Below are 25,390 nucleotides of genomic sequence, written 5' to 3'. Positions count from 1 at the left end.
CGCTTGGTCAGATCTTGCTCGAAATGGGGGCGGTGGCGCCGGGCGATCTGCTCAAGGCTGTCACGTTGCGCTCGCGCCAGCAGGTGCGGCTGGGGGATATCCTGCTCACGCATGGCTGGGTGAGCGAGGCGAACCTGATGGCCGCGCTTTCACGGCAATGGGGGGCGGCCGTGGTCGATCTGATCGCCGCGCCCCCCGATCCGCGGCTGATCGACCTGATCGGCCCCGAAGCCTGCCTGACCGGCGGGTTTGTGCCCTGGCGCCGGGTCGGCGCGCTGACTTTGATCGCCACCGCGCGCCCGGAAGATTTCGCCCGCGCCCGCGCGCAGTTCCCGCCCGGGCTCGGGCCCTGCCGGATGGTGCTCGCCCCGGAGGCAGACATTCACACCGCGCTCCTCTCCCGGCGCCAGACCGCGCTGATCCGGCGCGCCGAGATCCGCGTTGACCCGGCACAAAGCTGCCGCTCGCGCAATGAGCTGCGCGCCGCCCGGCTCGCGCTTGGCACGCTTGCCGCGCTGGGGCTCGGCATCGCGCTCGCGCCGATCCCCATCTTTGCGCTCCTGTTTGGCTGGGCGCTGGCAACGCTCTTCGCCACCATGGGGCTGAAGATCGCCGCCGCCAGCGCGGAATATCTGGCCCAGCGCCGCGCGCTTTTGGCGCCACGGCGCGGGCCGCGCGCGGACTTGCCGATGATCTCGATCCTCGTGCCGCTGTTTCGGGAACGCGACATTGCCGCGCGGCTCGTCGCACGGCTCGAACGGCTCCATTACCCGCGTGAATTGCTCGATATTCTCCTTGTTGTCGAAGAGGTTGACACCACCACCCGCGCCGCGCTCGCCTCCGCGGCCCTGCCGCGCTGGATGCGCGTAGTGACCGTGCCCGATGGGCCGATCCGCACCAAGCCGCGCGCGCTCAACTATGCGCTCAGCTTCTGCCGCGGCGCGATCGTGGGGGTTTATGATGCGGAGGACCGCCCGGAGCCCGATCAACTGCATGTGGTGGCGCGCCATTTTGCCGAAAGCCCGCCCGACGTGGCCTGCCTGCAGGGCATTCTGGATTATTACAACCCGCGCACCAACTGGCTCGCGCGCTGTTTCACCATTGAATATGCGGTCTGGTTTCGCGCCGTTCTGCCGGGGCTGGCGCGGCTTGGCCTTGTTGTGCCGCTGGGCGGAACCACGCTCTTCTTCCGGCGCGACGTGCTCGAAAAGCTTGGCGGGTGGGATGCCCACAACGTCACCGAAGATGCCGATCTGGGGCTGCGGCTCGCGCGGTTTGGCTATCGCACGGTTTTGATCCCGACCGTGACCGAGGAGGAAGCGAACTGCCGCCCGCTGCCCTGGGTGCGGCAACGCTCACGCTGGCTCAAGGGCTATGCGATGACATGGGCCGTTCATATGCGCGACCCGCGCAAGCTCTGGCGCGAGCTTGGCGCCTGGCGCTTTTTCGGCGTGCAGGTGGTGATCCTGGGCACGCTCTCCCAATTTCTGCTCGCGCCGCTCCTGTGGAGTTGCTGGGCAATCCTGTTCGGCCTGTGGCACCCGGTCGCCGCGATCCTCTCGCCCCGGCTCGAAACGCTGTTGCTGGTCAGCTTCGTGATGACGGAACTGGTCAATATCGCCGTTGGGGCCTGGGCGGTGCGGGGGGCGGCGCATCGCCACCTGATCCCGTGGGTGCCGAGCCTGCATGCCTATTTTCCGCTGAGCGCTGTTGCGGGCTGGAAGGCGATTTATGAGGTGATCGTGAAGCCGTTTTATTGGGACAAGACCGCCCATGGCGTGTTTGACACTGCGCCGCGCCACCAGCCCGCAGGGCGCTCAGAACGGGTCGCGGCCATTGCCGCCGCCAAAAAACCTCTGCCTGATCCGGTGCGCATCGCGCTCGCGCCGCAGATTGATTGACCCCGCCGCGCCTCAGGGCTGCTCGCCGCGGGTCTCCGCATCAAGCTTGAGCCGGGTTTCAAACGCTTGCGAGATATGGCTGCGCAAGGCGAGCGCCGCGCCCTCCTCATCACCCGCGCGGATCGCATCGACGATCGCCTGATGCTCATCGAGCGCACGCGCGCCCCGCCCCTCCGCGGCAAGCGAGGTGGTTGCCAAAAGCGCCATCGAGCGATGCACAAGGTCAAGCTGCTGCACGAGGTAGCGGTTGTGCGAGGCCAGATGCAACTGACGGTGAAAGCGCTTGTTTGCACGCGAAAGCACCAGCGGGTCATCCTGCTGGGTGCGATCAATGTCGATCATCTCCTGCAACACCCGAATTTCCTCTGGCGCCGCATGTTTGGCGGCAAGCCGGGCGGCAAGCGCCTCCAGCTCGGCCCGCACCACGTAAAGCTCGGCAAGCTGGTTGTGATCGAGCGAGGCGACAATCAGGCTGCGCCCGTCGCGCGCCAGCATCGCCTGCGTCTCAAGCCGCTGCATCGCCTCGCGCACCGGCGTGCGCGAGACGCCGAAACGTTCCGCCAGTTCCGATTCCACCAACCGGTCGCCGGGCCGATAAAGCCCCGCGTCGATCGCTTCGAGGATCAGCGTATAAGCGTCCTTCTGCATCGCGCTTCCGGCCTTTCGTGCTGCATCTGCATTGTATGCCGCGGTATGCGCAAACCGGGCGCCGCCAACTTAGGCGCTGCAAGTCCCCGTGACAAGCCGCCACAGGCGCAAAATCCCCCGCTTGCGCGCCCTGCCTTGCACGATTAGCTTCGCGCCATGCCGCACACTGCCTTTTCCCATGTCGCGCACTGGGTGTTCGACCTCGACAACACGCTTTACCCGCCCAGCGCGCGGCTGTTTGACCAGATCGAACGGCGCATGACTGATTATGTCGCGCGCGTGCTCGATGTGGGCGAGGCGGAAGCCAATCACCTGCGCGACCATTACTGGCGGCTTTACGGCACCACTCTGGCCGGGCTGATGCACGAACATGGCCTCGCCCCCGGCCCCTATCTGGCCGAGGTGCACGATATCGACTTTGGCGTGCTCAGCCCCGACCCGGAACTGCGCGCCGCCATCGCCGACCTGCCGGGGCAAAAGATCGTTTTCACCAATGGCTCGGCCCCCTATGCCGAGCAGGTGCTGGCGGCCCGCGGCCTCTCGGGCCTGTTTGACGGGGTGTTCGGTGTCGAGCATGCGGAATATCATCCCAAACCGCACCCAGAGGCGTTTTCCACGGTCTTTGCCAAAGCGGGCCTGACCCCGGATCGGGCCGCGATGTTCGAGGATGATCCGCGCAATCTCGCGGTGCCGCACGGGCTGGGCATGCGCACAGTCCTTGTTGCACCGCGCCCTGCGCCCGCGCCGCATATCGAGCATCATACCGCCGATCTGCCGCAGTTTTTGCGCGCGCTTCGCGCGCCGCGGCACGGCTGAGCCCCCCTCCCCGGATCTTCAAAGTCCCTATACCAGATTGGCAAATAACTGTTTCATTTTGTCGCATGCCACTGTATGCAAAGCCCCGGTGTCAGGGAGACACCCACGGGAGAATCGCCATGACCATGACCACCGCCAACACCGGCATGATTTCGTCCGCCTCGCATGGGCATGACGAAAAGAAAGATTACACCCTCGCCATGTATCTGATCCTCGCCGTGGTGATCGGGATCGTGGCAACCGCCGTTGTGACGATGGGCCTTGGCGGGCTGATCCTCTGTGGCGTCGGCGCAACCTGGTTCATGCTGGCGCTTCTCGTTGTGATGACCGCGGGCGGCTGAGACGCCGTTTGGCGCTGAAAAAAGGCCCGGGCTCCTGCCCGGGCCTTTTCGTTTGGGGCTTCCGTTTTGACGGCTCCCGACCTTCGCCTCACGACGCGCCCGTGATCCGCGACGATCTGCGACATGGTCAAATCGCCGCATCTGAGTCACTTATTCATATATTGTGCATCCACAAATACCTGCGCCGCAGGGGGGGATTTCAGATGAGCGCTACACAAACATCTTCGGTCAAAGGCACGCTTTTCATGTATCTGGTCGCGCTGATCATCGTCGGCGGCGCGGTCGCGGGCTTCCTGCTCGGCGGCATCGGCATGATGACGATCTGGTTTGTCGGGCTCACCTTCTTCATGCTGGCGCTGATGGTGGTGATGTCGATCTCCTGACGCCCGCAAGCGATTGACATGGCGCCCCGGCACGCCATCTTTGGGCAAAGCTCAGGGAGAGTGCCATGCATGAAACAACCGCGCCGCGGCAGCAAACCGATGTCCTGATTTCCGGCGGTGGCGTCGCGGGGCTTGTTGCCGCGGCCGCCTTTGGCGCGGCGGGGTTCACCACGGTCTGTGTCGACCCCGCCCCCCCGGTGACGGAGGAAGGCGCGGCGGGCGCGGATATGCGCACCACCGCCTTCCTGCACCCCTCGCGCGCCGTGCTGGAACGCGCCGGGCTCTGGGGCCGGCTTGCGCCCCATGCCGCCGCGCTCCAGATCATGCGCATCATCGACGCGGGCGGCGAAACGCCAAAGGCGCGCCTCGTGCGGGATTTCGACGCCGCCGATCTCTCGGAGGAGCCCTTCGGCTGGAACTTCCCGAACTGGCTTTTGCGCCGCGAAATGGTGGCACGCCTCGCTGAACTGCCGCTCGTCGACTTCCGCCCCGGTGTGGCGACGGTCGGGCTGGTGACGAATGAAAGCGGCGCAGAGGTGCGGCTCTCGGACGGCGCGCGGATCTCGGCCAAGCTCGTGATCGGCGCAGACGGGCGCAACTCCTTTATCCGCGAGGCCGCCGGGATCGGCGTAAAAACAACGCATTACGGGCAAAAGGCGCTCGTCTGCGCGGTCACCCATCCGCGCCCGCATGAGAATGTGTCAACCGAGATCCACCGCTCGGGCGGCCCGTTCACGCTGGTGCCGCTCCCCGACCGCGACGGGGTGCCCTCCTCCGCGATCGTCTGGATGGAGCGGGGGCCAGAGGCGGAACGGCTCGCCGCCCTCCCCACGCCAGAATTCGAGGCGGCGATGACCGAGCGCTCGACCGGCGTGCTCGGCCCGCTCACCCTCGTCACCCGCCGCGCGCTCTGGCCGATGATGACGCAGATCGCCTGCACCTTCTCGGGCGCGCGGGTGGCGCTGCTGGCCGAGGCCGCGCATGTGATCCCGCCGATCGGTGCGCAGGGGCTGAACATGAGCCTCGCCGATCTGCGCTGCCTGCTCGATCTGGCCGAGGCCGACCCCGCCCATCTGGGCGAAGCGGCGATGCTCGCCACCTATACGCGGCGGCGCTGGCCCGAGGTGAAGGCGCGCGAGATCGGCATTGACCTTCTCAATCGCGCCTCGATGCTCGAACCGCGCCCGCTGCGCGATCTGCGCGCAAGCGCGCTCGGCGCGCTTTACGCCTTCAAGCCGGTGCGCAAGACGCTGATGAAGGCCGGGCTCGGCCTGCGCTGAGGCACAGATCTGTCATCTCTTCAGGCCGACAAGGAAGGGGGGCGCTGCCCCCCTCTTTTGGCTTCGCCAAAATTCACCCCCCGGGATATTTTTACAAAGTCGAAGGCAAAGCGGTTCTGGCCTTCGACTTTGTGCAAATATCCCGGGGGGAGTCCGCTTGCGGACGGGGGGCAGCGCCCCCCTACACGCTCACCACGTCGCGCAACGCCTCGCGCGAGAGGCTCTCTTTCGTCCCCTCCATTGCCACCGCGCCGCGCTTGAGCACATAGAACCGATCCCCCAGATCATGCGCGAAATCGAAATATTGCTCCACCAGAACGATTGCCATCCCCTTGGTGTCGCGCAGATATTTGATCACCCGCCCGATCTGCTGGATGATGTTGGGCTGAATCCCTTCGGTTGGCTCATCAAGCAACAGAAGCTTCGGCTTCATCAGCATCGCGCGGGCAATGGCAAGTTGCTGTTGCTGGCCCCCCGAGAGATCGCCGCCGCGCCGGTTGAGAAAGTCCTTCAGGATCGGAAACAAGTCATAGATCTCGTCGGGGATGAACCGCTCCGAGCGCGGCAGCACCGCAAAGGCGGTTTCCATATTTTCGCGCACGGTCAGAAGCGGGAAGATCATCCGCCCCTGCGGCACATAGCCAAGGCCGCGCCGGGCCATCGCCTGCGGCGCGACCCGCCCCACCGCTTCGCCATCAAGCGTGAGGCGGCCGCCCGAGCGCGGATGCGCCCCGGCAATGGCCTTGAGAAGCGAGGTCTTGCCCACGCCATTCGTGCCCATGATACAGGTGACTTCTCCGGCCCGCGCCTCGAGGTCGATGCCATAAAGGATCTGCGAGCCGCCGTAATGGAGCGTAAGCCCCTCTGTTTTCAGCATTTCATCGCCCCAGATAAACTTCGATGACCTGTTTGTTTGCCGTGACATGGTCGAGCGAGCCCTCGGCCAGCACAGAGCCCTCATGCAGCACGGTGACCTTGCAGTTGAGCCGGCGCACAAAATCCATGTCATGTTCGACCACGACAACGGCATGGGTTCTGGCAAGCTCCACAAGCAGCGTCGTGGTTTGCTCGCGCTCGGCCAGCGTCATGCCCGCGGCAGGCTCATCCACCAGCAAAAGCCGCGGCTCCTGCGCCAGAAGCATGCCGATTTCGAGCCATTGTTTCTGCCCGTGCGACAATTCCCCCGACTTGCGCGAGAGGCTGTCGCCGAGCCCCACCTGCACCGCCAGGGCCTCAACGCGCGCATGATCCGCGGCGGCGGGCTTCCAGAGCAGCACCCGCCACGGGCTGCGGTGCGCTTTCAGCGCCATCATCAGGTTTTCCGCCACGGTCTGATCTTCGAACACGGTGGGGCGCTGAAACTTGCGCCCCACGCCCGCCCGCGCGATCTGCGCCTCATCGAGCCGCAACAGATCAATCGAGCGCTCGCCCCAGAGCACCCGGCCCTCGTCAGGCCGGGTCTTGCCGGTGACGATATCCATGAAGGTGGTCTTGCCCGCGCCATTCGGCCCGATCACCGCGCGCAGCTCTGCCGCGCCAATCGAGAAGGAGAGGTTGTTGATCGCGCGAAAGCCGTCAAAGGTGACGGAGATCCCGGACACTTCGAGCAGCCCGCTCATTCCTGTGCCTCCCGTTCCTGAAGCGCGCCCTCATTCGGCCCGAGCGGCGCGCCGCGGCGTGCAGGCGCGCGCAGCCCCGTGAGCAGATCGACAAGGCCCGAAAGCCCCTTCGGCGCGAAGAGCGTGACAAGCACGAAGGAGAGGCCCAAAAGCACCTGCCACCAATCGACCCATTTGACGATGTAAACGCCAAGGTTGAGATCGGGCGCGCGCCCCCCGGTGAACCAGGTCGAGACGAGCGAGACAAAGGCGGCCCCGAGCACCGCGCCCCAAAGCCGCCCCCGCCCCCCGATCGCCACCCAGACGGCAAGGTAGATCGAGGCGATGGGCGCGATCTCGGCGGGGTTGATGATGCCCGCCTGCGGGTAATAGAGCGCGCCCGCGATGGCGGCGATCAGCGCGGTGAGGGTGAAGACGAAAAGCTTGTAGCCCTCGACCGGGTAGCCGAGAAACCGCACCCGCGCCTCGTCATCGCGGATCGCGCGCATCACCGAGCCGAACTTGCCCGAAACGATGAAGGTCGCGGCGAGATAGCCAAGCCCGAGTGCAAGCGCCGAGGCCCAGAGGAACCAGACCGAGAGCCGGTCCTGCCCGGCCCAGGCAAGGCCCGGAATGTTTTGCAGCCCTGACAGCCCGTTGTTGCCGCGCAGGCCCGAGTCGTTCTGGAACAGATAAAGCGCAAGCGCGAGCGTCATCGCCTGGGTCAGGATCGAGAGATAGACCCCGGTGACGCGGGCGCGAAAGGCCAGCCAGCCGAACACGAGGGCGAGCAGCCCCGGCACGATGAGCACGAGCCCGAGCTGGGCGGGCAAGGAACCGGCAAAGGCCCAGACGGCAGGCATTTCAGAGGTGCCGACAACGCCAAAGATCTGTGTCGCGATGGCGTCGTTCAGCTCTTGCGGCGTCATCGGCAGTCCCGCGGCGGAAGAGAGCACGATGTCGCGGGTGCGCGCATACATCAGCCACATGCCGACCATGTAGCCGCCGAGCCCGAAAAAGGCGAAATGGCCGAGCGAGAGGATGCCCATATAGCCCCAGACGAGATCCATCGCGAGGGCGATGAGGCACAGGCAGAGTGTTTTGCCGAGCGTCTTCACCATCGAGGTCGAGACGAGGTCGAGCCCGTAGGCGTTGGAGAGCACCGTCACCACAAGCGTGAAGATTGACAGCGCGAGAAGGAAGATCAGCACCGAGGGGTTGCGGGAGAAAAAGCCTTGGGTCATGCGCGGGCCTCCGGCCGGGCGCCGGGGGCTTCGCGCCCCCGGACCCCCGCGGGATATTTGGAGCAAGATGAAAGCGAACGGGATGTTTGCATGATCAATCTCCCGCGGCGCGGCCCTTGAGCGCGATGATGCCGCGCGGCCGGAACTGGATGAAAACGATGATGAAGAGGATCATATAGGTCTGGGCGGCGAGCGTGTTCGAGGGGTTGAGGGCCTCGATCCCCTTTTGCAAGCCGCCGACGAGCGCGGCGCCCGCGAGCGTGCCCCAGATATTGCCAACCCCGCCGACCACCACCGTCATGAAGCTCTGCACGATGTAATCGGCGCCGAGTTCGGAGGTGACCTTGGCGAAAAGCCCGATCGCAACCCCCGCAATGCCCGCGATGCCCGAGCCAAGCCCGAAGGTAAGCATGTTGATGCGGTCCGGGTTGATGCCCATCGAGGCCGCCATCGAGGGGTTTTGCGTCACCGCCCGCACCTCGAGCCCGAGCCGCGTGCGGTTCATCACAAAGAGGAAGAGGCCGAGGAAGACGAGCGCCAGCACGAAGATCGCGATGCGGATATAGCTGATGCCGACGATGTCGTTGAGCACCCAGGCGCCATCGAGCCATTCGGGCGCGGTGAGCGGGCGGGCCTGGGTGCCGAAGATGTTCTTGAAGAGCTGTTGCAGCGCAATCGAGATCCCGAAGGTGGCGAGCAGCGTTTCGAGCGGGCGGCGCAGCAGATGGCGGATAACGAGCCGCTCCATCGCCACCCCGGCGGCAAAAGTGACCGCGAAGGCGAGCGGCAGTGCGACGAGGATCGAGATCGTGTAGTCGGATATATGCTGCTGCACCACATAGCCGGTGTAGGCGCCCATGGTGATGAACTCGCCATGCGCCATGTTGATCACCCGCATCACCCCGAAGGTGACGGCAAGGCCGATGGCGGCCAGAAAATAGATCGAGGCAAGCGAGAGCGCATCAAGCGCGAGATCGGCGCCCTGCATGGCATCGACCTTGAGCGAGACCGATTTCAGCGCCGCGGCGGCGGCGGTGGTGACGGCGGCATCCGGCTCGGCATAGATATCGGCATAGCGATGCGCGGCGACACTTTGCGCAACCTCGTCATCGGTGGCCGCGGCGGGGACGGCGCCCGCGCTTTCGAGCGCGGTATAGGCGGCGTCGCGGCGGGCGGGCGTGTCGAGATCTGCGAGCGGAATGCCTGCGACCGCCCCGTTTTCGATATGCGCCTCCAGCGCCGCGCGCAGATCGGCGCGGGTGAGGCGCGCGGGCGCGCGGCCCTCTGCCACAAGGAGGTCATAGGCCGCCTCTGCCGTGAAGCCCGCCTTGCCGGGGGCGAGCTCCGCAGCCACATTGCCCGCGGGGGCGGCGTCAAACGCCTGGCGCGTGGTGGCGAGAAGCGGGTTCAGCGCAGCGCGGAAATCGAGTCCCAGATCGGCGCCGAAGCCCTCGATTGCGGCCACGCGGGCGGCGGGATCGGTGCCAAAGCGGATCGTCAGAAGGCCGAGCATCCGCTCTTTCTGGGCGCGGATTGCGGGGTCGGGCTCGTCCGCAATCGCGGCGGCGAGCGGCTCGAGATGTTGCGGCCCGCCGTCGCGGGACAGTGCCGTCAGCGCGGCCTGACGTTTGGCGATATCGGGATCGGAGAGCTGGAACCGGATCAGCGCGGCAGCGATCAGCCCGCGCACCCCGGCATTGGGCTTGATCTCGGAGATCTCGGCGCGCGGCGCCTCACCGGCCTCGGCACCGGTGACCGGATCAAAGAGCGCGTAGCCCGCGCCCGCCTTTTTCACCCGGAAGATCGCGCCATCGGATTTGCGGCTGCCGAGCGCCTTGTCGGCCCAGGCTTCCAGAAAATCCGGGGCGCCCGGCCCGGCCTTGCCAAGCGCGGCGATCACCGGGGCAATGCTCTGGCGCGAGGGTTTGGCAATATCGGCCTTGTGCTCCGCAATCACCGCGGCCAGCCCGCTTGCGGGCGCCTCGGCGGCAACGGGAGAGAGCTCTGAGGGGGCATCCTGCGCGCTTAAAGGCGCGCTCAGGGCAAGGCTGGCGGCCAGCGCCAGAAGCAAGCGTCGCATGGGAGATCCCGACTGGAGGGAGGGGGCCGCAGGGCCCCCTCCGGTAGGGTTGGAAATCGGCTCAGTAGTTCGATTTCAGCTGCACGCAGGTCTTGGTTTCGGTGTTGTACATGCCGCAATGGAGATCTTTCCAATCCGACTCGAGCACCGCCGACTCGGGCAGGTAATCGGTCCAGGCGTCGCCCGGCACCGGATCGGTTTGCGAGATGATGTCGAACTGGCCGTCTTCCTTGATCTCGCCGATCAGCACCGGCTTGGTCAGGTGGTGGTTGGGCAGCATCGTCGCGGTGGTGCCGGTAAGGTTCGGGAATTCCTGGCCAATCATCGCCGCTTCCACGGCATCCGTCTCAGTGGAGCCCGCCTGCTCAACCGCGTTCACCCACATGTTGAAGCCGATATAGGTGGCTTCCATCGGGTCGTTCGTCACCTTGTTCTCGCCCATCCGCGCTTGCCACGCCTTGATGAACTCTTCGTTCGCCGGGCTCTCGGCGCTCTCAAAATAGTTCCAGGCCGCAAGCTGGCCGACGAGGTTTTTCAGATCGCCCTCGCCAAGGCCCGAAAGTTCTTCCTCGCCCACCGAGAACGCCACCACGGGGATGTCTTCGGCGGTGATGCCGGAGGCGGCGAGCTCCTTGTAAAAGCCGATGTTGGCATCGCCGTTGATCGTCGAGATCACGCCGACTTTCTTGCCGTCTGCGCCGAGCGCCTTCACATCCGCCACGATCTTCGACCAGTCGCTATGGCCGAACGGGGTGTAGTTGACGAAAATGTCTTCCTTTGCGATGCCCTTCGATTGCAGATAGGCCTCAAGGATGTTGTTGGTCGTGCGCGGGTAGACATAGTCCGTGCCGAGCAGCGCGAATTTCTGCACCCCAAGCTCGTCGAGGAAATAATCCACCGCCGGGATCGCCTGCTGGTTCGGCGCGGCGCCGGTGTAGAACACGTTATAGGAGCTTTCTTCGCCCTCGTATTGCACCGGGTAGAACAAAAGCCCGTTCAGCTCCTCAATCACCGGCAGCACCGATTTGCGGCTCACCGAAGTCCAGCAGCCGAAGATCACATCGACATCATCGACCGAGATCAGCTCACGGGCCTTTTCCGCAAAAAGCGGCCAGTCCGAAGCCGGGTCGACCACAACCGCCTCAAGCTGCTTGCCGAGCACGCCGCCCTTTTTGTTCTGCTCGTCGATCAGCATCAGAACGGTGTCCTTCAGCGTGGTTTCCGAAATCGCCATCGTGCCGGAGAGCGAATGCAGGACGCCCACCTTGATCGTATCGCCCTCGGCCATCGCCATGCCGGCGGTGAGCGCGAGCCCGAGCGCGGCCCCCGAAAGCAGTTTCCCAATCCCTGTCATTGCATTCCTCCGTTTCGCGCCTCGGAACGGGCGCCGCGGTGTTGATTTCTGGCGGGTCACACCCGCGTGAGCAGAAGAGCCGGGGGGGTTTGTCGCAGCAAGGGGCACGCAGGTTTGAACGTTTGCAGGGAGAGAATTTGTTCAGCAAAAAGGCAAATGCCCGGTTCCTGCGCAAGAACCGGGCACCGTCAACACTTCAGGCCCGACGCGATGGCCCGCTCAACCGGGAATCGGTGCAAGCTCAAGCCCGCCCTCTTGCAGCAAGAAAGCGACCACCTGATCGAGGCCGATGCCGTTTTTCAGCTCTGCCATCACATAGGGCCGCGCTCCGCGCGCCACTTTTGTATCGGCTTCCAGACGCACGGGGTCCACGCCAACATAGGGCGCAAGATCGGTCTTGTTGACCACAAGCAGGTCGGACCGGGCGAGGCCGGGGCCGCGCTTGCGCGGAATATCCTGCCCGGCGGCCGTGTCGATCACATAGATCGTCAGATCGGCCAGTTCCGGGCTGAAGGTGGCGGCAAGGTTGTCTCCGCCCGACTCGATCAGCACGAGATCGAGATCGGGGATCTCTTTCGTCAGCTCGGCAATGGCGGCAAGGTTGATCGAGGCATCTTCGCGGATCGCCGTATGCGGACAGCCGCCCGTTTCAACCCCGCGAATGCGGGTGGCGGGCAACACCTGCGCGCGCATCAGCGCCTCGGCATCCTCGCGGGTGTAAATATCATTCGTCACCACCGCCATCGAGAGCCGGTGCGCCAGAGCCCGGCAGAGCTGTTCGGTCAGCGTGGTCTTGCCCGCACCGACCGGGCCGCCGATACCGACACGCAAAGGTCCATGGGTCATGTCTTGAAGATCCTCACATCGAGCGTTTCATGGGCCGCCGAGTGCAGATCGGCGCGGACGGCGGATTGCGCCAGATCGGCGCGGGTCGCGGTGGCGGCCCTTTGTGCGATTTGTGCAATAAGCGGGTGCAGCGCAGCCAGAACCCGTTGGCCGGCAGATTGTCCCAAAGGGATAAATCTGACCCCGGCAGAAACGAGGTTTGAGGCGAAGGAATGTTGAAAAAGGGCAATCACCTGTTCGGGCGGCAGCCCCAGTCCGCGCGCCGCTTCGGCCAGCGCAAGCGGCAGCGGCAGCGGCTTTGTGACAGTGCTGGTCATCTCGGCCCGTGCCCGTGCAAAAGCCGCGCCCTGCTCTTCGGTCTCTTTCAGACGCTCTGCCGTGCCCGCAAGCGCGCGCGCCAGATCACACAAGTCTTCAAGATCTTCGCCCCGCAAAGCGCAGGCCAAGAGCACCGCATCATTCCAGCCCGTGCCATGCTCGAGAATATCGGCGAGCCAGTCTGAAAGCGCCTGCTCCGAGGTCACCTCAGCTGCCGCCACGGCCATCTCCAGCCCGTGGCTATAGGCAAAGGCCCCCGTGGGAAAGGCGGGCGAGAGCCATTGCACAAGGCTCAGAAGCGCAAGCTCAGCCGTGGGCATGGAAGGCGCCGTGGCTGTGGCCATGCTCATGCCCCATCGTGCGCCCCATGCCGTAAGCGCCGCTCTCGGGGCGGAACGGCTCCATCCGCTTCTCGACGCGCGCGCCAAGCCCTTTCAGCATCGCCTCGAGCACGTGATCGTCGCGGATCACCAGCCGCGCAGGCTCGATCTGGCAAGGCGTGTGGCGGTTGCCGATATGCCAGGCAAGGCGGGTGAGATCTCCGGTGATCACCAGCACCGGCTCAAGCGCAGGGCGCACCTCGATCAGGCTGCCATCCTCCAGCGCGAAAGCCTCGCCGCCGGTGAGGTTTGTCACCTCCTCCAGATCGACGAGGAAATCCGCGCCCGAGGCGGCCACCAGCCGCTTGCGCCGCAAAAACCGCCCCTCGTAATCAAGCGCCACATGATCCGCCGCCCCCGACCAGCTTCCCGCTGCCCGAACCCGTGTCGCCCGTCGCATCAGCGCCATGATTTTCTCCGTCTTTAGAGTTTTCTTAAACATGAACGGGCAGCATGAGCCAACCCACCCAGAACGGGAGCCCCAGATGCAGCCGCAAACCGCCGCCGAAGAACTCACCCAGATCCGCGCCGAAATCGCCCGACTGCGCGTCCGCGAGGCCGAACTCGCCGAGGCGGTGCTGCGCGCCGCGGCGCTGCCGCAGGTCACCCGCATGCAAACGACGCCCCTCGTGAGCAAGCGCGAGCGCGTGTTCGACCCGCGCCTCCTGCCCGCCGAGATCCTTCTCGACCCGGCCTACAGCCGCGAGAAGATCACCGGCACCGCGCCCGGAATGCCGCGCCCGCAGCCGCGCCGGTTGCAAGCGCCGGCGCCGCTTCAGGCCCGCTTCAGCGGCCATTGAGGCTCAGTAGAGGAAGTAGCGCTGCGCCAGCGGTAGGCTTTCTGCCGGTTCGCAACTGAGCAGCTCTCCATCGGCTCGCACCTCGTAAGTCTCTGGATGCACGTCAATTTTTGGCGTTGTGGTGTTGAGCTTCATATCCGCCTTGCCGATGGTGCGCGTGCCCTTCACGGCCAGAAGTTGCTTTTCGAGCCCAAGGCGCGCGCCAAGCCCCTCGGTCTCGGCGGCCTGTGAAATGAAGGTCGCGCAGGTCGCCGAGCGCGCCTTGCCAAAGGCCCCGAACATCGGGCGCGTGTAAAACGGCTGCGCCGGGATCGAGCCGTTCGGGTCGCCCATCTGCGCGGCCACAATCGCCCCCCCCATCAGCACCATCTCCGGCTTGGCGCCAAAAAACGCCGGGTGCCAGAGCACCAGATCGGCGCGTTTGCCCACTTCGACCGAGCCGATATGCTCGGCCATGCCATGCGCGATCGCCGGGTTGATCGTGTATTTCGCCACATAGCGGCGCACCCGCATGTTGTCGTTTGCGCCCGTCTCATCGGCGAGCCGCCCGCGCTGTTTTTTCATTTTATCAGCGGTTTGCCAGCAGCGGATGATCACCTCCCCGACGCGTCCCATGGCTTGGCTGTCAGACGAAATGATCGCCATCGCCCCCATGTCGTGCAAAATATCCTCTGCCGCGATCGTCTCCTTGCGGATCCGGCTCTCGGCAAAGGCGACATCCTCGGGCACCTTGTTGTCGAGGTGGTGACACACCATCAGCATGTCGAGGTGCTCTTCGACCGTGTTCTTGGTATATGGCCGGGTCGGGTTCGTCGAAGACGGGATAACATTCTGGGAAGACACAACTTTCAGGATGTCGGGCGCGTGCCCGCCCCCGGCCCCTTCGGTGTGGAAGGCATGGATCGTGCGGCCCTTGAAGGCGGCGAGCGTGTTTTCCACAAAACCCGATTCATTGAGCGTGTCGGTGTGGATCATCACCTGCACATCCATATCATCGGCCACGCTCAGACAGCAGTCGATCGCAGCCGGGGTGGTGCCCCAATCCTCGTGCAATTTCAGTGCACAAGCGCCCGCTTTGACCTGTTCGACCAGCCCTTCGGGCAGGCTCGCATTGCCCTTGCCCGCAAGGGCGAGGTTCATCGGGAAGGCCTCGAAGCTTTGCAGCATGCGCGCGATGTGCCACGGCCCCGGCGTGCAGGTGGTGGCGAGCGTGCCATGCGCGGGGCCGGTGCCACCGCCAAGCATGCAGGTCACGCCCGAGGCGAGCGCATCTTCGATCTGTTGCGGGCAGATAAAGTGGATATGCGCATCCATCCCGCCAGCCGTCAGAATTTTCCCTTCTCCGGCAATGATTTCCGTGCCCGGCCCGATGATCAGCGTCACACCGGGCTGGGTGTCGGGGTTGCCCGCCTTGCCGATCCCGGCAATCCGCCCGTCGCGCAAGCCCACATCGGCCTTGTAGATGCCGGTGTAATCGAGGATCAGCGCATTGGTGATGACAGTATCCATCGCCCCGCCCGACCGCGGGATCTGGCTTTGCCCCATGCCGTCGCGGATCACCTTGCCGCCGCCAAATTTCACCTCTTCCCCGTAGGTTGTGAGGTCTTTTTCAACCTCGATGATGAGGTCGGTATCGGCAAGACGGAGCTTGTCGCCGGTGGTGGGGCCGAACATGTCGGCATAGGTCGCGCGCGAAATCAGAGCGGGCATCAGAGGTCTCCCATCACTTTGGCGTTGAAGCCGAACACACGGCGGTTGCCGCCAAACGGCACAAGGCGCACCTCGCGCGACTGGCCGGGCTCAAAGCGCACCGCCGTTCCCGCTGCAATATCAAGGCGGTAGCCGCGGGCCGCGGCGCGGTCGAAGCTCAGGCCGGGGTTTGTTTCGGCAAAGTGGTAGTGCGAGCCCACCTGCACCGGGCGGTCGCCGGTATTGGCCACCATCAGCGTGATCGCCTCGGCGCCTTCGTTGAGGGTGAGATCGCCTTCTGCGGGAAAGATTTCTCCGGGAATCATGGCGTTACCTCAGCGGATCGGGTGGTGAACGGTGACGAGCTTGGTGCCGTCGGGGAAGGTCGCCTCGACCTGAATCGAATGGATCATCTCGGGGATGCCCTCCATGCACTGCTCGCGCGTGAGGACCGAGGCGCCCGCCTCCATCAGATCCGCGACCGAGCGGCCCTCACGGGCGCCCTCAACCACGAAATCCGAAATGATCGCAATCGCTTCGGGGTGGTTGAGCTTCACCCCCCGCGCCAGCCGGTTGCGCGCCACCATGGCGGCAAGGCTGACGAGCAGCTTTTCCTTTTCGCGCGGTGTCAGGTTCATCGCTTTTCCTCAGGTTTGCCAGACGCGCGGCGGCGGGGCGCCCCGGCGCAGCACGTGCATCAGTTTCAAAATCTGTTTGCGCAGCGGCCAGCCATCTTCGGCCAGAAGCCGCACCACGCATTTGCCATCAAAGCCCGAGGCCGCCGCCTCGACGCCGGGTTCGGTGAGCGCCGCGCGCACCGCGCCAACCGCATCTTCGGCGCCCGATGCGCATAAAACAAGCGTTGCAAAGGCACGCGCGCGCCCGAGCAACGCAGAGCGCGGGCCCTTTGCAATGATGTCGGAATTGAGCAAGAGCGGCTCAAAAAACACCACTTTTCCGGCACGTTCAATCCGCCGAATGTCGGAAAAGTGCAAGTTGTTTACCACCTCGCCCATCGCCAGACGGCCCAGGATCACCGCTTCGAGCATCAGGCAGCCCGCATCCGGCGCAAGCCGGATCGTGGTCTCGCGGGCAAGGTTCGAGCGATCAAACAAGATCGTTTCCTGCGGCAGCCAGTCGAGCCAGGCGCCCGCGCCAAGCGCATGCGTCACGGCCACCTGGGCCGCCTCGCCCTCGGCACGATAGGCGCGCTCTGCCGCTTGCGTGGTCGCCACGGCCCGGGTGCCCCCCTCGAGATCGAGGCGATAGCAGAGCGTATCGCCCGATGTGAGCCCGCCCGAGGTGTTGAGAAAGACCACCTCCGGCACATCGCGCACATGCGGAAGAAGCGCCTTGGCCGAACCTTGCTGACGCAGGCCTTTCAGGCGCGCAGCCTCAAAGCGCACGGCCGCAAGACCATGGCTGCGCTGAGGACGAAGGGGGCGCGCGGTATCGAACATTGTAACCTCGCCCCGATCTGAGCAGATTTGCGCCAAGCGTCCATGCGGCGGCGCCAAGAAGGGGGGCCGGGGCTCGGCTGCCCCCGAATTTTGCACAAAATTGCGCCGCAACGCACACAAAGCGGGCCGAAGTGAATCAGCCAAGTGGCCCGGGCCGCCGCTCCTCGCTCAACATCACATTCGCCTCGATCTGCCCGACGCCCGGCAAGGTCATGATCCGCCGCCGCAGCACGCGTTCGAAATCAGAGATATCGCGCGCCACGACCTTGAGCCGATAATCGAACCGCCCGAGAACGTGCTGAACCACCTGCACCTCCGGGATCGCCTGCACCGCGCGCTCGAAATCTTCGAACGAAATCCGCCCCTTGATTGCGAGCTTGACGCCAAGAAACACGGTGACGCCAAAGCCCAGAGCCCGCTCGTCAAGCAGCAGGCGCCGGCCCGCGATCACCCCGGCCTCCTCCAGCCGCTTCACCCGACGCCAGGCCGCAGGCTGCGAGAGCCCGAAGCGCCGCCCCAGCGCCCCCGCCCCCAGCGTTGCATCGACGGCAAGCGCGTGCAAAATTGCCCGGTCGGTATCATCAAGCGCAATCATAGCGGCAGAGCCTCGCTGTCTTTCAGCGTCGAGATCAGCATCAGCGCATCCACCTCGGCAATATGCGGCAGCGTCAGGATGCGGGCGCGGTAGATCTCCTGATAATGCGCCATGTCCCGCGCGATCACGTTGAGGCGCACATCGGTCAGCCCCAGAAAGGTCTGAATCTCGATCACCTCCGGCACCGTCCGCGCCGCTTCGAGAAATTCGTCAAAGGCGCGGGGATGCGCCTTTTCGAGCGAGAAACGCAGGCTCACCTCGACCGCCCAGCCCAAAGCGCGCCAGTCGATCACCGCCTCCTCGCCGCGGATCACGCCCGCCTCGCGCATCCGCTCGATGCGCCGCCAGAGGCTTGCCGCGGTCACTCCGGCCCGCTCGGCAAGCTCTGCACGCGAGGCCCCCGGCGTGGCCAGCATCTGCCGCAGGATGCGGCGATCCAGATCATCCACCTGCATGATTTTTCCGTATTACATAACTTTCGTGCATGATCATTACCGCATAGCGCAAAATTCTTCAAATCCTGAACGGATACTTTTTGCAAAAAGCGTAGGATGCAGGCATCAAACAGTGGAGGGACGCCATGCGCGTTTATTATGATCGCGATTGCGATGTGAATCTGATCAAAGACAAGAAAGTCGCCATCCTCGGCTACGGCAGCCAAGGCCACGCGCATGCGCTGAACCTGCGCGATTCGGGCGCGAAAAACGTTGTCGTCGCGCTGCGCGAAGGCTCCGCCTCGGCGAAAAAATGTGAAGCCGAAGGCCTGACCGTGATGGGGATCGCCGAAGCCGCGGCCTGGTGTGATCTGATCATGTTCACCATGCCCGACGAACTTCAGGCGGAAACCTACAAGAAATACATCCACGACAACCTGCGCGAAGGCGCGGTGATCGCTTTTGCGCACGGCCTCAATGTGCATTTTGGCCTGATCGAGCCGAAGCCGGGCGTGGACGTGATCATGATGGCGCCGAAAGGCCCGGGCCACACCGTGCGCAGCGAATATGTCAAAGGCGGCGGCGTGCCCTGCCTCGTTGCGGTCGACACCGATGCCACCGGCAAGGCGATGGATATCGCGCTGTCCTACTGCTCCGCGATCGGCGGCGGCCGCTCGGGCATCATCGAGACCACCTTCCGCCAAGAATGTGAAACCGACCTCTTCGGCGAACAAGCCGTGCTCTGCGGTGGCCTTGTCGAACTGATCCGCATGGGCTTTGAAACCCTCGTGGAAGCCGGTTACGAGCCGGAAATGGCCTATTTCGAGTGCCTCCACGAAGTGAAGCTGATTGTCGACCTGATCTATGAAGGCGGCATCGCGACGATGAACTACTCGATCTCGAACACCGCCGAATATGGCGAATATGTCTCGGGGCCGCGTGTTCTGCCCTACGACGAAACCAAGGCCCGCATGAAAGCCGTGCTGACCGACATCCAGAACGGCAAGTTCGTCCGCGACTGGATGCAAGAATGCGCCGTCGGCCAGCCCTCGTTCAAGGCGACCCGCCGCAACAACGACGCCCACCAGATCGAACAGGTCGGGGCGACGCTGCGCGCGATGATGCCGTGGATTGCCAAGGGCAAGATGGTCGACAAGACCCGCAACTGATTATGTCCTCCTGAAAGGAGCGGGGGCGGGTTTCGGCTCGCCCCCGTTCACCCCTCCGATGAGGCCCCGGCGGATGGACCCGCCCGGGGCCAGCGATGCCCCCCCTTTTCTTGCGGCGCGAACGCGCCATCTTGAAGGCTGCACCTGCGGCCATGAACGGGGAAGGCATGAGCTCTGTCTGGAAATGGAACCTGCGCCAGATCGGACGCCAGATCTGGGTGCCGATCGCGGCCTTTGCGGCGCTCGGGCTTGCCACGGCGGGCGGCGCGGTTTTGGCAAAACCCTTCGTTCCGGCGGAGCTGGGGTTGAAGATCGGTGCCGAGTCCGTGGGCACGCTGCTCCAGATCCTCGCCTCCTCGATGCTCACCGTCACCACCTTCTCACTGTCGATCATGCTTTCGGCCTTTGCCTCGGCGGCGGGCTCGGCCACGCCGCGCGCGATCAAGCTGATGCAGGAGGATGATGTCTCCCGCTCGGTGCTTGCCACGTTCATGGGGGTGTTCATCTTTGCACTGGCCGGGCTGATCGGGTTGCAAAGCGGCATCTATGATGCCTCCGGGCGGCTTGTGCTGTTTGTCGTGACGCTCGCCGTGGTTGCCGCTGTGGTGGTGCAGCTGGTGCGCTGGATCGGGCATCTGGCCGATTTCGGGCGGCTCGGCGACACGCTCACCCGGCTTGAGGCGGCGGCGGATACCGCCTTGGCAGACCGGCTCGCAACGCCCTTTCTGGGCGGGCAGCGCCTCACCCCGACAGAGGCGCGGCACCCCGGTCAGGTGATCCGGGCGCCCACAACGGGTTATCTGCAAACGATTGACATGAAAGGGATCGAAGGGGCCGCCAAGCTTGCGGGCACGCGCATCGCCATCACCGTCCTGCCCGGCCATTTCCTGCATCAGGCGGCCCCGCTCGCGCATTGCCTGAGCGACATATCGCTCGACGAAAACACCACAAAATTCATCGCCTCACGGTTCATCGTCGCCGAGGCCCGGACGTATGAGCAAGATCCGCGCTTTGGCGTTCTGGCGCTCACCGAGGTGGCGTCGCGCGCGCTCTCGCCCGCGGTGAACGACCCCGGCACCGCCATCGACATTCTGGGCCGACAGGTCCGGGTGCTCTCGCGCTGGCGCGTGCGGCCCGAGCCGGTGGTGCTCTACCCAAGCCTCTCGGTGGCCGAACTCAGCCTTGCCGACATGATGACAGATGCCTTTGCCGCCATCGCCCGCGATGGCGCGGGGCTGATCGAGGTTCAGATAAGGCTGCAGAAGATGCTGATCGCGCTTGCCGATCTTGAGCCTGCGCTGTTTGGGGCGGAGGCGCGGGCGCTCTCGGACCGCGCGCTTGCCTTGGCCGAGGCGGCGCTCGTCTATGCGCCAGACATGGAGGTTTTGCGGGCCTTGAACGCCACGCTCCATGCCCGCGCCCTGGCCGCGGATGCCCGGCACCAGAGCACCTGAGCCGCGCTTGCGGGGGCGGCGGTTTTGCGGCAGGGTCGCGCACGAACACGGGAGGATGCGATGAGCGAACTGAACGAGGAGCAACTTGCCGCGCTGGAGCGGGAGCGCGCGCAGATCTTCATGCCGCGCTGGTTCGGCGATCTGCTTGGCGCAAGGCTCGGCTTTGGCGATACGTTCTGGCTCGGCCTGTTCGGTGTTTTGATGTTTGTCGTGCCCGGCGTGGTGCTGATTTCGGGGCTGCTCTATGCTCAGGCCACAGCGCTCATGGTGCCGTTCCTGAAGCTGATCGCGGGGCTTTATGCGCTCTGGGCGCTGTTGATCTTGCGCGCGCTGATCACCCGCGGGGGCCGCGGCGGCTGGGCCGTCACCGGCTATGTGCTCACGGTGATGATCGCGGCGGGGGCGCTGCTGACCGCCGCGACGCTCTGAGTCACGCGGTTTCGCGCTCCACCGCGGCAACGATCCCGGCCACGGTTTCTTGCAACAAGGCCTCGTCCTCGCATTCCGCCATCACCCGGATGAGCGGCTCCGTCCCCGATTTGCGGATCAGGATCCGGCCCTTTCCGGCCATGCGCGCCTCTGCCGCCGCAATCACGTTTTGAACATTTTCGGCCTCAAGAGGCGCTTGGCCAGCTTTATAGCGGACATTTTTCAACATCTGCGGCACGGTCTCGAATTGCGCCACCAGCTCCGAGGCGGGCCGGCCCGTTTGCCCCATCGCGGCAAGGAATTGCAGCCCCGCCATCAGCCCGTCGCCAGTGGTGGCATAATCGGTCATCACGATATGGCCCGATTGCTCGCCGCCAAGGTTGAACCCGCCCGCGCGCATCCGCTCCACCACATAGCGGTCGCCCACCGCCGTGCGCTCAAGCCCGATCCCGCGGCCCTGCAAGAACCGTTCAAGCCCGAGGTTTGACATCACCGTGGCCACCAAGGCGCCCCCGCGGAGCTGCCCGGCTTCGGCCCAGCGCGCTGCCAGGAGCGCCATGATCTGATCGCCATCCGCCACCCTGCCCCGCTCATCGAGGATCATCACCCGATCGGCATCGCCATCGAGCGCAATCCCGAGATCGGCGCCATGCGCCAGCACCGCCGCAGCGGCGGTCCCGGGGTGAGTCGAGCCACAATTGTCGTTGATATTCAGTCCATTGGGCGCAACGCCCACGGGCACAACCTCGCAGCCCAGCTCCCAAAGCACCTCCGGTGCGGCCTTGTAGGCGGCGCCATGTGCGCAATCCACCACCACCTTGAGCCCCGAGAGCCGGTCACGCGCCGGGAAGGTGGTTTTGGCATATTCGACATAGCGGCCAAGCCCGTCGTCGATGCGCTTGGCGCGGCCAATGTTGTGCGGCTGCGCGAGCCGGATCTCGCCTGCGACAATCGCCTCGATCTCGGCTTCGGCCTCATCGGAAAGCTTGAAGCCATCGGGGCCGAAGAACTTGATGCCGTTATCTTTGGCCGGGTTGTGGCTGGCCGAGATCATGATGCCCAGATCGGCGCGCATCGAGCGGGTGAGGTAGCCCACCGCGGGGGTGGGCACGGGGCCGAGAAGCAGCACGTTCATCCCGGTCGAGGTGAGCCCGGCAGTGAGCGCGTTTTCCAGCATATAGCCCGAAAGGCGCGTGTCCTTGCCGATCACCACGCGGTGCCCGTTGCGGCCATCCCGGCGGAAATAGCGCCCGGCAGCGGCGCCAAGGCGCAGCGCGAGCTCTGCCGTCATCGGCGCGGTATTGGCCTCGCCGCGCACCCCGTCGGTGCCAAAAAGCTTCCGGGTCATGCTGTGTAACCTCTTGTTATAGCGTCATGAAGGCGGATGCCTTGGGCAATCTCCGCGACGTCGTGCACGCGGTGCATCTGCACCCCCTGGGCAATCCCGGCAAGCGTCACGGCCAGCGTGCCCGGCGCGCGGGCATCGGCCTGATCCGCCCCGCCAATGGTGCCGATGAAGCGCTTGCGCGAGACGCCCAGCAGGAGCGGGCAGCCAAGCCCGTGAAACAGGCTCAGCCCCCGCAGCAGCGCCAGATTGTGATCAAGCGTCTTGCCAAAGCCGATCCCCGGATCAAGCAGAACGCGGGCGCGCCCGATGCCTGCCGCCTCGGCGGCAGCGAGCCGCTCCTCAAGATGGTCATAGACATCGAGCAGCACATCGTCATAGCGCGGCGCGGCCTGCATCGTTTCGGGCCGGCCCTGCGCATGCATCAGGCAAAGCGCGGCATCGGTGCGGGCCACCGTGGCGGCCATCGTCGGGTCAAAGAGCATCGCCGAAACATCGTTGACGAGCCCCGCTCCCGCCGATACCGCCGCCGCCGCAACCGGCGCCTTGCGCGTATCAATCGAGATCGGCGCGGGGAAGGCTTGCGCCACAAGCGCGGCAATCACCGGAGCGGTGCGGGAAATCTCTTCTTCAACCGAAACCTCTGCGGCACCCGGGCGGGTGGATTCGCCCCCGATGTCGAGCATGTCCGCCCCTGCCGCAAAAAGCGCACGGGCCTGGGCCAGCGCCGCCTCGGGCGCATCGAAGCGCCCGCCATCGGAGAAGCTGTCCGGCGTGACGTTGAGAATGCCCATGAGCGACGGGCGCGCGAACTCAACACCCGCAAGCGCGGGGCGCGGCGCGCTCAGGCGGGCAAGAACCTCTGCAGGCAGGTCCGCCGCGGGCATGCGCCCCCGCGATCCGGCGCGCGAGAGCACTTCGACCGTGTCAAACCAGCACCAGCCCCCGGCAAGCGCAAAGGCCCCGTCAGGGCGGGCGGCATCGGTCTGGGCGATGGGGCGATAATAGAGCGTCATATACCTGTCTTGGCCCGGCGCGGCGGGCTTGGCAAGGTCAAGGACAGCTTATCCCGCAATGCTCGTCAGCGGCACGCGGCTTCCCGCCGGGGCTGAAACATCGCCGTGAAGTTCGAGCCGCACCGCCGCCATCTGCTCGGCCAGCCACAAGATCAGGTTGCCCGCCTCGCGCACCGCCCCCTTTGGCCCGTCGACCGCGTCGAGCACGAGCTTCGAGGGCGCCCAGACCACCATCTGCCCGTTGCGCATCGCCCAGTCGATCTCGGTGCGGGTGGCCACCACCACGCAGCGCGGATCGCGCGCGGCCAGCACCCATGCGTTTTGCTCGATCGCCAGAAGGTCGATGCGGCGCTGGGTCGGGCGGTGCCCGGTTTCGGGCGGCGCCACATCGGGCATGCCCACGGCGAGAATCACCGGCGCGCCGGAAGCGGCCAACCGGTCGAGCCGGGCGGCAAGATCGGGCGCGGTGATCACCGCATTCGAGAGATATGCCACGACCGGATGCAGCGCCGTTGCTTCCTCGTCGAGCGTGTGGGTGGGCGCGGAGGCCCGCGCCCGCACGATTTCGACACCAAGCGCGCCGGGGCCGCGGTCGAGCTTTTCGATGCGGATGAACACCCGCATCGCGCGCGGCTCAAGCAAGATCCGCTCGGCCACACGTTCGGCCAGCGTTTCCAAAAGGTTGAGCCGCTCGGCGGCCAGTTCGGCGGCAATCGCCTCGGTGATCCGGTCATAGGAGAGGATGCGGTCGACATCATCCTCAAGCGGCCCGGCCTCGGGGCGCACCTCAACGACAACGTTGAAATTCAGCCGCTGGCTATGGCCCCGCTCCTGCTGGAACGCGCCGATATCGGCCTCGACCACATGGTCACGCAGGCTGATCCGGTCACGCGGATCGGCGGGCGCCGAGGCCAGCGCGCGCTCCTCGGGATGGGCGAAGGCAAGGGAAGTGTCGGATGTCATCGGGCCGCCTTTTTGCCCCAGATATAGAAAAAGGGCGGGCTGGAGCCCACCCCGAAACGTCATTTGCCGCCGCGGTTGCGACTTCAGTTGAGCGCGGTCTGATCCGGGCGGCGGTAGAACGTATGGCCGCCGATCCGCACCGTCTGCTCGAACCGCTTCGCCCAGCCGGGCTTCACCGCGCGGGTATGAAAGAAGGTGGCGCCATCGGTCAGCGCACGCGGTGCGCCGTCGAGCATGGCGCGGGCGATGCGCGCGGCGCGATCCCATGCGGCGCGATCGCCGATCCGGTCAGAGCGGCCATCACAGGTCCAGCTGAACTGGCAGCCCTGGCTCGACCCTTGTTTCACCACACCGCAAACGGTGCGCGGAAAGCGCGGATCGTCAACACGGTTGAGCACCACTTCGGCCACGGCGACCTGGCCCGGAATGCTCTCGCCGCGCGCTTCGTGATAAAGCGTCTGGGCGAGGCATTGGAACTGCGCATCCCCGGTGGGCTGGGGTTGGGCGGCGAGCCAGGCGGCAGTGATTTCGGCAGGTTTTTCATCGCGTTTGCGCGACCAGGGCCAGAAGCCACGGCGCGGCTTGGGCGCCTCGGTCAGGGCTTCGACCCGCTCCGCGGGAACCTGATCGAGCCCGGTGCGTTCATGGAACAGAAGCGCCATAAGGCCCTGTTCCGGCACCTGGGTCGGATCATTTGACTGGCTTACCGTCGTATCGGCACGCGAGCCTCCGGCGAGGGCCAGGAGGATCAGCATCCCCCCTGTCCAGCTTTTCAGCACTGACATGGTTTTCTTTCGATAAGGACAATCGCCCCGGCCGAAGCCGCGACGGAGGGGACTTATCGAGA

The 25,390-nt window shown here is 65.2% G+C and carries 28 protein-coding genes; 9 read left to right on the top strand and 19 right to left on the bottom strand.

Annotation, left to right across the window (positions count from 1 at the left end; all coding sequences use genetic code 11):
- Window positions 1–23: 23 nt before the first annotated feature.
- Entirely contained in the window at window positions 24–1,901 is a 1,878-nt protein-coding gene (locus ACFSM0_RS12435; RefSeq protein ID WP_377392451.1) for a glycosyltransferase family 2 protein, read from the top strand.
- Between the two features lie 12 nt (window positions 1,902–1,913).
- On the opposite strand, the gene ACFSM0_RS12430 is transcribed toward ACFSM0_RS12435, so the two are convergent.
- Entirely contained in the window at window positions 1,914–2,549 is a 636-nt protein-coding gene (locus ACFSM0_RS12430; protein WP_377390821.1) for a GntR family transcriptional regulator, read from the bottom strand.
- 156 nt (window positions 2,550–2,705) lie between these two features.
- Here ACFSM0_RS12430 and ACFSM0_RS12425 point away from each other — a divergent pair, with 156 nt between their 5' ends.
- The 4 genes from ACFSM0_RS12425 (at window position 2,706) to ACFSM0_RS12410 (ending at window position 5,369) form a co-directional block, all read left to right on the top strand.
- Window positions 2,706–3,365, top strand: coding sequence for a pyrimidine 5'-nucleotidase (locus ACFSM0_RS12425; RefSeq protein WP_377390819.1), 660 nt, complete (start codon window positions 2,706–2,708; stop codon window positions 3,363–3,365).
- A 119-nt stretch (window positions 3,366–3,484) separates the two neighbouring features.
- The gene (locus ACFSM0_RS12420) at window positions 3,485–3,706 is read left to right on the top strand and encodes a hypothetical protein (protein ID WP_377390817.1); all 222 of its coding nucleotides are present in this window, start codon (window positions 3,485–3,487) and stop codon (window positions 3,704–3,706) included.
- 203 nt (window positions 3,707–3,909) lie between these two features.
- Window positions 3,910–4,089, top strand: a complete 180-nt coding sequence (locus ACFSM0_RS12415) for a hypothetical protein (RefSeq protein WP_377390815.1) — start codon at window positions 3,910–3,912, stop codon at window positions 4,087–4,089.
- A gap of 65 nt (window positions 4,090–4,154) precedes the next feature.
- Window positions 4,155–5,369, top strand: a complete 1,215-nt coding sequence (locus ACFSM0_RS12410; RefSeq protein ID WP_377390813.1) for a UbiH/UbiF family hydroxylase — start codon at window positions 4,155–4,157, stop codon at window positions 5,367–5,369.
- A gap of 181 nt (window positions 5,370–5,550) precedes the next feature.
- On the opposite strand, the gene urtE is transcribed toward ACFSM0_RS12410, so the two are convergent.
- The 8 genes from urtE to ACFSM0_RS12370 all read right to left on the bottom strand — a co-directional run bounded on the left by urtE (window position 5,551) and on the right by ACFSM0_RS12370 (window position 13,598).
- Window positions 5,551–6,246 (bottom strand): urea ABC transporter ATP-binding subunit UrtE, encoded by a 696-nt coding sequence (urtE, locus tag ACFSM0_RS12405; RefSeq protein WP_377390811.1) that lies wholly within the window; start codon window positions 6,244–6,246, stop codon window positions 5,551–5,553.
- A 1-nt stretch (window position 6,247) separates the two neighbouring features.
- The gene (gene urtD / locus ACFSM0_RS12400; RefSeq protein ID WP_377390809.1) at window positions 6,248–6,988 is read right to left on the bottom strand and encodes an urea ABC transporter ATP-binding protein UrtD; all 741 of its coding nucleotides are present in this window, start codon (window positions 6,986–6,988) and stop codon (window positions 6,248–6,250) included.
- Window positions 6,985–8,211 carry an ABC transporter permease subunit gene (locus ACFSM0_RS12395; RefSeq protein WP_377390807.1) on the bottom strand — a complete coding sequence of 409 codons (1,227 nt, stop codon included), beginning with the start codon at window positions 8,209–8,211 and terminating at the stop codon, window positions 6,985–6,987. The genes urtD and ACFSM0_RS12395 overlap by 4 nt, the downstream gene beginning before the upstream one ends.
- Window positions 8,212–8,305: 94 nt before the next feature.
- Window positions 8,306–10,291, bottom strand: coding sequence for an urea ABC transporter permease subunit UrtB (urtB, locus tag ACFSM0_RS12390; protein ID WP_377390805.1), 1,986 nt, complete (start codon window positions 10,289–10,291; stop codon window positions 8,306–8,308).
- A gap of 61 nt (window positions 10,292–10,352) precedes the next feature.
- The gene (urtA, locus tag ACFSM0_RS12385) at window positions 10,353–11,645 is read right to left on the bottom strand and encodes an urea ABC transporter substrate-binding protein (RefSeq protein WP_377390803.1); all 1,293 of its coding nucleotides are present in this window, start codon (window positions 11,643–11,645) and stop codon (window positions 10,353–10,355) included.
- A 219-nt stretch (window positions 11,646–11,864) separates the two neighbouring features.
- Complete coding sequence (gene ureG, locus ACFSM0_RS12380; protein ID WP_377390801.1) at window positions 11,865–12,491, bottom strand: urease accessory protein UreG; 627 nt, start codon at window positions 12,489–12,491, stop codon at window positions 11,865–11,867.
- Window positions 12,488–13,129 carry an urease accessory protein UreF gene (locus ACFSM0_RS12375; RefSeq protein WP_377392448.1) on the bottom strand — a complete coding sequence of 214 codons (642 nt, stop codon included), beginning with the start codon at window positions 13,127–13,129 and terminating at the stop codon, window positions 12,488–12,490. The genes ureG and ACFSM0_RS12375 overlap by 4 nt, the downstream gene beginning before the upstream one ends.
- Complete coding sequence (locus ACFSM0_RS12370; RefSeq protein ID WP_377390799.1) at window positions 13,116–13,598, bottom strand: urease accessory protein UreE; 483 nt, start codon at window positions 13,596–13,598, stop codon at window positions 13,116–13,118. The genes ACFSM0_RS12375 and ACFSM0_RS12370 overlap by 14 nt, the downstream gene beginning before the upstream one ends.
- Window positions 13,599–13,674: 76 nt before the next feature.
- Here ACFSM0_RS12370 and ACFSM0_RS12365 point away from each other — a divergent pair, with 76 nt between their 5' ends.
- Window positions 13,675–13,989, top strand: coding sequence for a hypothetical protein (locus ACFSM0_RS12365; RefSeq protein WP_377390797.1), 315 nt, complete (start codon window positions 13,675–13,677; stop codon window positions 13,987–13,989).
- 3 nt (window positions 13,990–13,992) lie between these two features.
- On the opposite strand, the gene ureC is transcribed toward ACFSM0_RS12365, so the two are convergent.
- The 6 genes from ureC to ACFSM0_RS12335 form a co-directional block, all read right to left on the bottom strand.
- Window positions 13,993–15,699, bottom strand: a complete 1,707-nt coding sequence (gene ureC / locus ACFSM0_RS12360; protein WP_377390795.1) for an urease subunit alpha — start codon at window positions 15,697–15,699, stop codon at window positions 13,993–13,995.
- Window positions 15,699–16,004, bottom strand: coding sequence for an urease subunit beta (locus ACFSM0_RS12355; RefSeq protein WP_377390793.1), 306 nt, complete (start codon window positions 16,002–16,004; stop codon window positions 15,699–15,701). Before ACFSM0_RS12355 ends, ureC begins: the two co-directional genes overlap by 1 nt.
- A 9-nt stretch (window positions 16,005–16,013) precedes the next feature.
- Entirely contained in the window at window positions 16,014–16,316 is a 303-nt protein-coding gene (locus ACFSM0_RS12350) for an urease subunit gamma (protein ID WP_377390791.1), read from the bottom strand.
- A 9-nt stretch (window positions 16,317–16,325) separates the two neighbouring features.
- A complete protein-coding gene (locus ACFSM0_RS12345) occupies window positions 16,326–17,138 on the bottom strand; it encodes an urease accessory protein UreD (RefSeq protein ID WP_377390789.1) in 813 nt (270 codons plus the stop codon).
- A 136-nt stretch (window positions 17,139–17,274) separates the two neighbouring features.
- Window positions 17,275–17,733 carry an Lrp/AsnC family transcriptional regulator gene (locus ACFSM0_RS12340; RefSeq protein ID WP_377390787.1) on the bottom strand — a complete coding sequence of 153 codons (459 nt, stop codon included), beginning with the start codon at window positions 17,731–17,733 and terminating at the stop codon, window positions 17,275–17,277.
- Window positions 17,730–18,188 (bottom strand): Lrp/AsnC family transcriptional regulator, encoded by a 459-nt coding sequence (locus tag ACFSM0_RS12335; RefSeq protein ID WP_377390785.1) that lies wholly within the window; start codon window positions 18,186–18,188, stop codon window positions 17,730–17,732. The genes ACFSM0_RS12340 and ACFSM0_RS12335 overlap by 4 nt, the downstream gene beginning before the upstream one ends.
- Window positions 18,189–18,313: 125 nt before the next feature.
- Between ACFSM0_RS12335 and ilvC the strand changes: the two genes are divergently transcribed.
- The 3 genes from ilvC (at window position 18,314) to ACFSM0_RS12320 (ending at window position 21,219) form a co-directional block, all read left to right on the top strand.
- Entirely contained in the window at window positions 18,314–19,336 is a 1,023-nt protein-coding gene (gene ilvC, locus ACFSM0_RS12330; protein WP_377390783.1) for a ketol-acid reductoisomerase, read from the top strand.
- 167 nt (window positions 19,337–19,503) lie between these two features.
- Window positions 19,504–20,790 (top strand): DUF2254 domain-containing protein, encoded by a 1,287-nt coding sequence (locus tag ACFSM0_RS12325; RefSeq protein ID WP_377390781.1) that lies wholly within the window; start codon window positions 19,504–19,506, stop codon window positions 20,788–20,790.
- A gap of 60 nt (window positions 20,791–20,850) precedes the next feature.
- Window positions 20,851–21,219 (top strand): hypothetical protein, encoded by a 369-nt coding sequence (locus ACFSM0_RS12320; protein WP_377390779.1) that lies wholly within the window; start codon window positions 20,851–20,853, stop codon window positions 21,217–21,219.
- Window position 21,220: 1 nt separating this feature from the next.
- On the opposite strand, the gene glmM is transcribed toward ACFSM0_RS12320, so the two are convergent.
- From glmM to ACFSM0_RS12300, 4 genes are all read right to left on the bottom strand, one after another.
- Window positions 21,221–22,567, bottom strand: coding sequence for a phosphoglucosamine mutase (gene glmM, locus ACFSM0_RS12315; RefSeq protein ID WP_377390777.1), 1,347 nt, complete (start codon window positions 22,565–22,567; stop codon window positions 21,221–21,223).
- Window positions 22,564–23,580: a dihydropteroate synthase gene (folP, locus tag ACFSM0_RS12310; protein WP_377390775.1), complete on the bottom strand. Its 1,017-nt coding sequence runs from the start codon at window positions 23,578–23,580 to the stop codon at window positions 22,564–22,566. The genes glmM and folP overlap by 4 nt, the downstream gene beginning before the upstream one ends.
- A 48-nt stretch (window positions 23,581–23,628) precedes the next feature.
- A complete protein-coding gene (locus tag ACFSM0_RS12305; RefSeq protein ID WP_377390773.1) occupies window positions 23,629–24,543 on the bottom strand; it encodes a dihydroneopterin aldolase in 915 nt (304 codons plus the stop codon).
- Window positions 24,544–24,626: 83 nt separating this feature from the next.
- Window positions 24,627–25,298 (bottom strand): cell wall hydrolase, encoded by a 672-nt coding sequence (locus ACFSM0_RS12300; protein ID WP_377390771.1) that lies wholly within the window; start codon window positions 25,296–25,298, stop codon window positions 24,627–24,629.
- Between the last annotated feature and the right edge of the window lie 92 nt (window positions 25,299–25,390).

This window comes from Rhodobacter lacus (assembly GCF_042683065.1).
GTDB lineage: Bacteria > Pseudomonadota > Alphaproteobacteria > Rhodobacterales > Rhodobacteraceae > Rhodobacter > Rhodobacter lacus.
The sequence above is the reverse complement of the archived record's forward strand: the minus strand, read 5'-3'. Positions and strand labels throughout refer to the sequence as shown.

What these genes read in the sequence shown, in the direction of transcription:
- ACFSM0_RS12435 (WP_377392451.1), top strand. Translation starts at nt 24, where the DNA reads ATGGGGGCGGTGGCGCCGGGCGATCTGCTCAAGGCTGTCACGTTGCGC.
- ACFSM0_RS12430 (WP_377390821.1), bottom strand. Translation starts at nt 2,549, where the DNA reads ATGCAGAAGGACGCTTATACGCTGATCCTCGAAGCGATCGACGCGGGG.
- ACFSM0_RS12425 (WP_377390819.1), top strand. Translation starts at nt 2,706, where the DNA reads ATGCCGCACACTGCCTTTTCCCATGTCGCGCACTGGGTGTTCGACCTC.
- ACFSM0_RS12420 (WP_377390817.1), top strand. Translation starts at nt 3,485, where the DNA reads ATGACCATGACCACCGCCAACACCGGCATGATTTCGTCCGCCTCGCAT.
- ACFSM0_RS12415 (WP_377390815.1), top strand. Translation starts at nt 3,910, where the DNA reads ATGAGCGCTACACAAACATCTTCGGTCAAAGGCACGCTTTTCATGTAT.
- ACFSM0_RS12410 (WP_377390813.1), top strand. Translation starts at nt 4,155, where the DNA reads ATGCATGAAACAACCGCGCCGCGGCAGCAAACCGATGTCCTGATTTCC.
- urtE (WP_377390811.1), bottom strand. Translation starts at nt 6,246, where the DNA reads ATGCTGAAAACAGAGGGGCTTACGCTCCATTACGGCGGCTCGCAGATC.
- urtD (WP_377390809.1), bottom strand. Translation starts at nt 6,988, where the DNA reads ATGAGCGGGCTGCTCGAAGTGTCCGGGATCTCCGTCACCTTTGACGGC.
- ACFSM0_RS12395 (WP_377390807.1), bottom strand. Translation starts at nt 8,211, where the DNA reads ATGACCCAAGGCTTTTTCTCCCGCAACCCCTCGGTGCTGATCTTCCTT.
- urtB (WP_377390805.1), bottom strand. Translation starts at nt 10,291, where the DNA reads ATGCGACGCTTGCTTCTGGCGCTGGCCGCCAGCCTTGCCCTGAGCGCG.
- urtA (WP_377390803.1), bottom strand. Translation starts at nt 11,645, where the DNA reads ATGACAGGGATTGGGAAACTGCTTTCGGGGGCCGCGCTCGGGCTCGCG.
- ureG (WP_377390801.1), bottom strand. Translation starts at nt 12,491, where the DNA reads ATGACCCATGGACCTTTGCGTGTCGGTATCGGCGGCCCGGTCGGTGCG.
- ACFSM0_RS12375 (WP_377392448.1), bottom strand. Translation starts at nt 13,129, where the DNA reads ATGCCCACGGCTGAGCTTGCGCTTCTGAGCCTTGTGCAATGGCTCTCG.
- ACFSM0_RS12370 (WP_377390799.1), bottom strand. Translation starts at nt 13,598, where the DNA reads ATGGCGCTGATGCGACGGGCGACACGGGTTCGGGCAGCGGGAAGCTGG.
- ACFSM0_RS12365 (WP_377390797.1), top strand. Translation starts at nt 13,675, where the DNA reads ATGCAGCCGCAAACCGCCGCCGAAGAACTCACCCAGATCCGCGCCGAA.
- ureC (WP_377390795.1), bottom strand. Translation starts at nt 15,699, where the DNA reads ATGCCCGCTCTGATTTCGCGCGCGACCTATGCCGACATGTTCGGCCCC.
- ACFSM0_RS12355 (WP_377390793.1), bottom strand. Translation starts at nt 16,004, where the DNA reads ATGATTCCCGGAGAAATCTTTCCCGCAGAAGGCGATCTCACCCTCAAC.
- ACFSM0_RS12350 (WP_377390791.1), bottom strand. Translation starts at nt 16,316, where the DNA reads ATGAACCTGACACCGCGCGAAAAGGAAAAGCTGCTCGTCAGCCTTGCC.
- ACFSM0_RS12345 (WP_377390789.1), bottom strand. Translation starts at nt 17,138, where the DNA reads ATGTTCGATACCGCGCGCCCCCTTCGTCCTCAGCGCAGCCATGGTCTT.
- ACFSM0_RS12340 (WP_377390787.1), bottom strand. Translation starts at nt 17,733, where the DNA reads ATGATTGCGCTTGATGATACCGACCGGGCAATTTTGCACGCGCTTGCC.
- ACFSM0_RS12335 (WP_377390785.1), bottom strand. Translation starts at nt 18,188, where the DNA reads ATGCAGGTGGATGATCTGGATCGCCGCATCCTGCGGCAGATGCTGGCC.
- ilvC (WP_377390783.1), top strand. Translation starts at nt 18,314, where the DNA reads ATGCGCGTTTATTATGATCGCGATTGCGATGTGAATCTGATCAAAGAC.
- ACFSM0_RS12325 (WP_377390781.1), top strand. Translation starts at nt 19,504, where the DNA reads ATGAGCTCTGTCTGGAAATGGAACCTGCGCCAGATCGGACGCCAGATC.
- ACFSM0_RS12320 (WP_377390779.1), top strand. Translation starts at nt 20,851, where the DNA reads ATGAGCGAACTGAACGAGGAGCAACTTGCCGCGCTGGAGCGGGAGCGC.
- glmM (WP_377390777.1), bottom strand. Translation starts at nt 22,567, where the DNA reads ATGACCCGGAAGCTTTTTGGCACCGACGGGGTGCGCGGCGAGGCCAAT.
- folP (WP_377390775.1), bottom strand. Translation starts at nt 23,580, where the DNA reads ATGACGCTCTATTATCGCCCCATCGCCCAGACCGATGCCGCCCGCCCT.
- ACFSM0_RS12305 (WP_377390773.1), bottom strand. Translation starts at nt 24,543, where the DNA reads ATGACATCCGACACTTCCCTTGCCTTCGCCCATCCCGAGGAGCGCGCG.
- ACFSM0_RS12300 (WP_377390771.1), bottom strand. Translation starts at nt 25,298, where the DNA reads ATGCTGATCCTCCTGGCCCTCGCCGGAGGCTCGCGTGCCGATACGACG.